Source organism: Mycobacterium sp. TH-M106, from assembly GCF_057473765.1.
Window position 1 is genome coordinate 1 of the sequence record NZ_JBYCLE010000193.1, and the last position, 6,296, is coordinate 6,296.

The 6,296-nt window shown below is 68.2% G+C and carries 7 protein-coding genes; 2 read left to right on the plus strand and 5 right to left on the minus strand.

The window, feature by feature from the left end; all coding sequences use genetic code 11:
* From AC2VOP_RS06670 to secY, 4 genes are all read right to left on the minus strand, one after another.
* A partial coding sequence (locus AC2VOP_RS06670) for a thiamine pyrophosphate-binding protein (RefSeq protein WP_486960229.1) occupies positions 1-347 on the minus strand: 347 nt, incomplete at its 3' end.
* 133 nt (positions 348-480) lie between these two features.
* Positions 481-1,266, minus strand: coding sequence for a type I methionyl aminopeptidase (gene map, locus AC2VOP_RS06675; RefSeq protein WP_486960235.1), 786 nt, complete (start codon positions 1,264-1,266; stop codon positions 481-483).
* A 15-nt stretch (positions 1,267-1,281) separates the two neighbouring features.
* Entirely contained in the window at positions 1,282-1,833 is a 552-nt protein-coding gene (locus AC2VOP_RS06680) for an adenylate kinase (protein WP_486960230.1), read from the minus strand.
* Entirely contained in the window at positions 1,830-3,155 is a 1,326-nt protein-coding gene (secY, locus tag AC2VOP_RS06685; RefSeq protein ID WP_486960231.1) for a preprotein translocase subunit SecY, read from the minus strand. The genes AC2VOP_RS06680 and secY overlap by 4 nt, the downstream gene beginning before the upstream one ends.
* Positions 3,156-3,368: 213 nt before the next feature.
* Here secY and AC2VOP_RS06690 point away from each other — a divergent pair, with 213 nt between their 5' ends.
* The gene (locus AC2VOP_RS06690) at positions 3,369-4,286 is read left to right on the plus strand and encodes an SAM-dependent methyltransferase (RefSeq protein WP_486960232.1); all 918 of its coding nucleotides are present in this window, start codon (positions 3,369-3,371) and stop codon (positions 4,284-4,286) included.
* A 14-nt stretch (positions 4,287-4,300) separates the two neighbouring features.
* Here the strand turns inward: AC2VOP_RS06690 and AC2VOP_RS06695 are convergent, their stop codons facing one another.
* Positions 4,301-5,683 (minus strand): xylulokinase, encoded by a 1,383-nt coding sequence (locus AC2VOP_RS06695; protein WP_486960233.1) that lies wholly within the window; start codon positions 5,681-5,683, stop codon positions 4,301-4,303.
* A 30-nt stretch (positions 5,684-5,713) separates the two neighbouring features.
* Here AC2VOP_RS06695 and AC2VOP_RS06700 point away from each other — a divergent pair.
* On the plus strand, positions 5,714-6,296 hold a 583-nt coding region (locus tag AC2VOP_RS06700), incomplete at its 3' end, for an NAD(P)-dependent oxidoreductase (RefSeq protein ID WP_486960234.1).

The window sequence follows — 6,296 nt, forward strand, 5'->3', positions numbered from 1 at the left end:
TCCTGAAAGCTGCCCCGCCCATCCATCGCCGCCGCGGGCTGGCCCACCAACGCCAAGACCGGTACCCGGCTGGCCAGCGCTTCGCCCAGACCAGGAATGAGGTTCAGCGCACCCCCGCCCGACGTCGCCGCAACCACCCCCAGTCCCGCGCCGCTTCGACTGTATCCGTCGGCCATGGTTGTCGCCGAGAACTCGTGCTTGGCCAGGACCGCGGTGACGCCCGGATGGAAATGGGCTGCGTCGTAGAGATCTTCGATATTCGCGCCGTCGACGCCGAAGATGTAGTCGCCTCCGATGCGCGCGAAGTGCTCGACAATGTGATCGGCCACCCGGTGTTGCCTGGCCATGTGCTCACCTAAACCCGATTGCCCGGCTCGCCTCCATGCCAATAACACGACCTGCGCGTGACTTCAGTTCATCCAGCTCACCCACAGGTCGGGTTGAGAACTACGGCGAACGTCGCGGCAGAGCACCCACCCGTCAGCTGGCCGTCAGAATCCGGGGCCCGTCCTCGGTCACCGCCACAGTGTGCTCCCAGTGTGCGGCCCGCGACCCGTCGGCGGTGATGACTGTCCATTGGTCGTCGAGTACGACGGTCTTCGTGGTGCCCAGGGTCAGCATCGGTTCGATCGCCAGCACCGAGCCGGCCGCCAGCAGCGGTCCCCGGCCGGGCGGCCCCTCGTTGGGCAGAAACGGGTCCATGTGCATCTGTCGTCCGATGCCGTGACCGCCGTACCCGGCGACCAGGCCGAACTTGCAGCCGTAGGTGTCTTCGGCAGCCCGGGCACCCGATTCAATGGCGTGCGAGACGTCCCCGATCCGGTTGCCCGGCACCATCGCCGCGATACCGGATTGCATCGCCTGCCGGGTCGCCGCAGACAGGTTCTCGTCGCTCTTTGCTACCGTGCCGACGCCGAAGGTGATCGCCGCGTCGCCGTGCCAGCCGTCGAGGATGGCGCCGCAGTCAATGGACACCAGGTCACCGGGCTCCAGCACCTCGGCGGCCGACGGAATGCCGTGCACCACCCGGTCGTTGACCGACGCACAGATCGACGCCGGATAACCGTGATAGCCCAAGAATGACGGTATTGCGCCGGTGCCGCGGATCACCGATTCGGCGATCTCGTCCAGGCTCAGAGTGGATGTTCCGGCTCTGGCGGCCTGCCGCACCGCCCGCAGCGCGGTGGCCACCACGGCACCGGCCGCGGCCATCGCGTCAAGCTCGCCGGGGCTGCGCTGCGCCACCACCTTGCGGTTGCGCCGCATCGTCAGCCGGATCACCTACCGCCCCAGTGCCCGCAGCGCGCGGTTGAACACCTCGTCGAGTGTGCCGACCGCCTCCACGGTCTGCAATCCGTGCTCGCGGGCGTAGTACTCCAGCAGCGGTGCGGTCTCTTCGCGGTAGACGTTCATCCGGTTCTCGATGACCTCCGCGGTGTCGTCCGCGCGCCCGCGCCCCTGGAGCCGTTTGAGCAGTTCGTCCTGGCTGACCCGCAGCTCGAGTACGGCGTCGAGTTTGGTGTTGCGGGCTTCGAGCATGTCCTTCAGCGCCTCGGCCTGGTCGACCGACCGGGGGTAGCCGTCGAGGATGAAACCCTTGCCGGCGTCGGGTTGGTCGATGCGGTCGGCGACCAGGGCGTTGGTCAGCTCGGCGGGCACCAGGTCGCCGGCGTCCAGGTACTGCTTGGCCTGCCGGCCCAACTCGGTGCCCGAGGCGATGTTGTTGCGGAACAGGTCACCTGTCGAGATCTGCGGGATATCCAGCCTTTCGGCCAGCATGCCGGCCTGCGTGCCCTTACCGGCTCCGGGCGGTCCGAGCAGAACTATTCTCACTTGAGGAACCCTTCGTAGTTGCGTTGCATCAGTTGACTTTCGATCTGCTTGACGGTGTCTAGCCCGACGCCAATCATGATCAGCACCGCGGTCCCGCCGAACGGCAGATTCTGCACCGAGCCGGTGTTGCCGATCTGCAGGAACAGGTTCGGCAGCACCGAGATCACGCCCAGGTAGATCGAACCGGGCAGGGTGATCCTGTTCAGCACGAAGCGCAGGTAGTCCGCCGTCGGGCGGCCCGGCCGGATACCCGGAATGAAACCGCCGAACTTCTTCATCTCGTCGGCACGCTCGTCGGGATTGAACGTCACCGACACATAGAAGTAGGTGAAGAAGATGATCAACCCGAAGTACAGGCCGATGTACACCCAGTTACCGGGGTCCGACAGGTACGTGCCGACGAACTTGTCCCACCAGCTGTTGCCCGGGCCGCCCCTGCCGCTGCGGATCAGCTGGGTGACCAACTGCGGGATGTAGACCAGCGACGACGCAAAGATCACCGGGATCACGCCGGCCTGGTTGACCTTGAGCGGCAGATAGGTCGAGGTGCCGCCGTACATGCGCCGACCCACCATCCGCTTGGCGTACTGCACCGGGATCCGGCGCTGGCCCTGCTCGACGAAGACCACGCCGACGATGATGATCAGCGCAGCCGCGCAGACCGCGGTGAACACCAGGCCGCCGCGGCTGTCGAGAATGGATTTGCCCTGGATCGGCATCCGCGCGGCGATGCCGACGAAGATCAGCAGCGACATGCCGTTGCCGATGCCGCGCTCGGTGATCAGCTCGCCCATCCACATCACCAGGGTGGCGCCCGCGGTCATCACCAACACGATGACGACCAGGCTGAAGATGCTCGAGTCGGCGATGATGTCCAGGTTGCAGCCCTGCAGCAAACCGCCGTTGGCGGCCAGCGCCACGATGGACGTGGCCTGCAGGATGGCCAGTGCGATGGTCAGGTACCGGGTGTACTGGGTCATTTTGTTCTGACCGGATTGACCCTCTTTGCGCAGTTCTTCGAACCGGGGAATCACCACGGTGAGCAGCTGCACGATGATGCTGGCGGTGATGTAGGGCATCACGCCGATCGCGAACACCGTCAGCTGCAGCAGCGCACCGCCGGAGAACAGGTTGATCAGCGAGTAGACCTGGGCCGCGTCGCCGCCGCTGACTTGGGCGATGCACTTCTGCACGTTCGGGTAGTTCACCCCGGGCGACGGGATCGACGCGCCGAGCCGGTACAAGATGATGATCCCGAGCGCGAACAGGATCTTTCGCCTCAAGTCGACCGTGCGCAGTGACGAGATGAAAGCCGAGAACACTCTTCTCCTCCTGCGCAGCCGAAACGTGGTCGCGTCGGATATCTGCTGTGGTGATACGTCGACCCGCAGGCCGTGTCATGCGCTACGAGACTAACAGCTGCCGTCGGCCGGTCCGCGCACAGTCACCGGAAGGTTGTTATACTGGCTAAATATCTGATGGTTCCGCTGTCGCGCTGTGGCGGCGGACGTGGTAGTGAAGGGGAGTTCCTGACAATGACGCGCACCGAGAATGACACCTGGGACCTGGCCTCCAGCGTCGGGGCCACGGCCACCATGGTCGCCGCCGCCCGGGCACTGGCGACGGCGGAACCCGACGCGATCATCGACGACCCGTTCGCGGCGCCGCTGGTGCGCGCTGTCGGCATCGACTTCTTCACCCGCCTGGTCGACGGCCAGCTGCCGGAAGGCGCCGTTGACCACGTGCACCAGGTGCGGCGGATGGTCAACTCACTGGCGGTGCGGACCCGGTTCTTCGACGACTTTTTCACCGATGCGATGGGCGCCGGCGAAGACGGTCCGTACCAGGCGGTGATCTTGGCCGCCGGACTGGATTCGCGGGCCTACCGGCTGTCCTGGCCGTCGGGCAGCACCGTCTACGAGGTGGACCAGCCGCAGGTCGTCGACTTCAAGTCCGCGACCATGGCGGCGCTGGGTGCCCAGCCGACCGCAGAGCGGCGCACCGTCGCTGTCGACCTGCGCGACGACTGGCCGGCGGCACTGCGCCGCGCCGGCTTCGACGACGGACGGCCGGCCGCGTGGAGCGCCGAGGGACTGCTGATGTACCTGCCGCCGGAAGCTCAGGACCGGCTGTTCGACGACCTCACCGCGCTGTCCGTCCCCGGCAGCCGATTGGCCACCGAATACCACCCCGACGATGACGGCAACCTGGCCGACCGGGGGCAGGCCTTGACCGACCAGTGGCGCCAGTACGGCTACGAACTCGACATGGCCGAACTGTTCTACGCCGGCAACCGCAGCAACGTCGCCGACTACCTCAACGATCGAGGCTGGCAGGTGCACACCCGGCCGCGCCGTGAGATGTTCGCCGACTACGGCCTGGAGTTCTTCGACGACGACGACCCGCTTGCCTCGTTCCGCGACGTCGTCGCCGTCACCGCGACTCTGCGGTAGAGAACTCGAACTCGTTACCCGCGCTGGGCCCTTGATGCCCGCGACGGCCGGTCGGCCAGCTCCAGGAACCGCTGGTACCGCTCTTCCATCGGGCCCGTCCAGGCCGGGTCGGGTTCGACGATCCGGTCGGTGGCCGCCCACCGCTCGGCGTCGAGGATCGACGTCTCCCACCCGGACGCCACCCGGGCGACGAACGCCGCGCCCAGCGCCGCCCCCTCGGCCACCGCCGACACCGTGACCGGCTGCCCGGTGGCGTCGGCGATGGCCTGCATCCAGGGCTGCACCCGGGTGCCTCCCCCGGTCGCCACGATCCGGGCCACCGGCACCCCGCTCCGCTCGATCAGTTGGCGCACGACGAACCCCGACGCCTCGTAGGCGGCGCGGCGCAGCGCCGCCGCGTCGTGGGTGAGGTCGAGCCCGTCGAGCACACCGCGCCGGTCCGGGTCGTGGAAAGGTGTGCGCTCGCCGCGCAGGTATGGCAACCACACCGGCACCCGCCGCGGGTCGGCGACCTGTTCGTGCACCGGGTCGCCCGGCCCGAGCAACCGATCCACCCAGCCCAGGAACAGCCCGCCGGCGTTACTCGGCCCGCCAATCAGGCTTTTACCAACCGAAGTGTGCGGAATGGTCCACAAACCGGGCACCTCCCGGTGCTCGGGGATGGTCGCCCACACGATCAAGGTGGTGCCGCACAGCACCAGCACGTCGCCGTCGTGGCCAGCGCCGGCCACCAACTGCTCGCACAGCGCGTCGATGGTGCCGACCGCCAACGCGGTGTCGCTGTCGGGCAGCTGGGCGGCAACCGCGCCGGGGGCGTCCACTCGGGGCATGCGATCGACGGTCACCCCGCAGTCGGCGCACGCCTGTTCGCTCCAGCCGGTGCCGTCGAACAGCGGGAGGGTGGTGAACGCGGTGGCGAAGTCGACCACCGCCGCACCGGCCAGCGCGTAGTTCGCCACGGCCGTCGCCGGCCAGTATCCGGCCGCGTCGGGTGCCTGCTGGGCCGTCCACCGTAGGAACTCGACGGTCTCCCCCTCCTGCGGAAAGCCCGAAGCGCCACTGCTGGCGCCCGCTTGGTCCGCCGTCCGGCCACGGACGTCGCCGTAGAGCAGGCCCGGCGTCAGCGGCCGGCCCTGCGCGTCGACAGCGGTCAGCGACGGCACCATCGCCGATACCGCCACCGCTGCGGCGTCGGGTCGGTCCAGCTTGTCCAGCGCCGTCAACGGGCCCTGCCGCCACGCCGCCTCGGCGTCGTGCTCGAAGCGCTCCGGGTCGGGCACCCACAGCTGGTGCGGAATCCGTGTCCGCGCCTGCACGCGGCCGTCTTCGTCGGCGGCTACCGCCTTGACGGCGGTGGTGCCGATATCGATGCCGACTGTGACCTGTTTGCGTGACACGGGCGTCAACCTACGCCAACATAGGCAACCGTGACATCTAAACCGCGTGCCCTGGTAACGGCCCCGCTGCGCGGCGGAGGCTTCGACAAGTTGCAGCAACTGGCCGACGTGGTCTATGACCCGTGGATCGACAAGAGCCCGCTGCGCATCTACAGCGCAGAACAATTGGCCGAACGAGCGGCAGCCGAAGGCGCCGACATTCTGGTCGTGGAGAGCGACGCGGTGGCCGGTCCGGTCTTCGAACAGGGGCTGCGCGCAGTGGCCTCCACGCGCGGAGACCCCAACAACGTCGACGTCGCCGGCGCCACCGCGGCCGGTGTCCCGGTGCTGAACACCCCGGCGCGCAACGCCGACGCGGTCGCCGAGATGACGCTCGCGCTGCTCTTCGCCGTCACCCGGCATCTGCTGACCGCCGACGCCGACGTGCGCGCCGGGGAGACGTTCCGCGACGGCACCATTCCCTATCAGCGGTTCCGCGCCTGGGAGGTCGCCGGGCTGACGGCCGGGCTGGTGGGGCTCGGCGCGGTGGGACGCGCGACGAAGTGGCGGCTGTCCGGGCTGGGGTGCCGCGTCATCGCCTACGACCCCTACGCCGACGAGGCTCAGCACAGCC

Bases quoted from the DNA above. Each gene is read 5' to 3' on its own strand.
- AC2VOP_RS06690 (WP_486960232.1), top strand. From the start codon at position 3,369: ATGACGCGCACCGAGAATGACACCTGGGACCTGGCCTCCAGCGTCGGG.
- map (WP_486960235.1), bottom strand. From the start codon at position 1,266: ATGCGGCGCAACCGCAAGGTGGTGGCGCAGCGCAGCCCCGGCGAGCTT.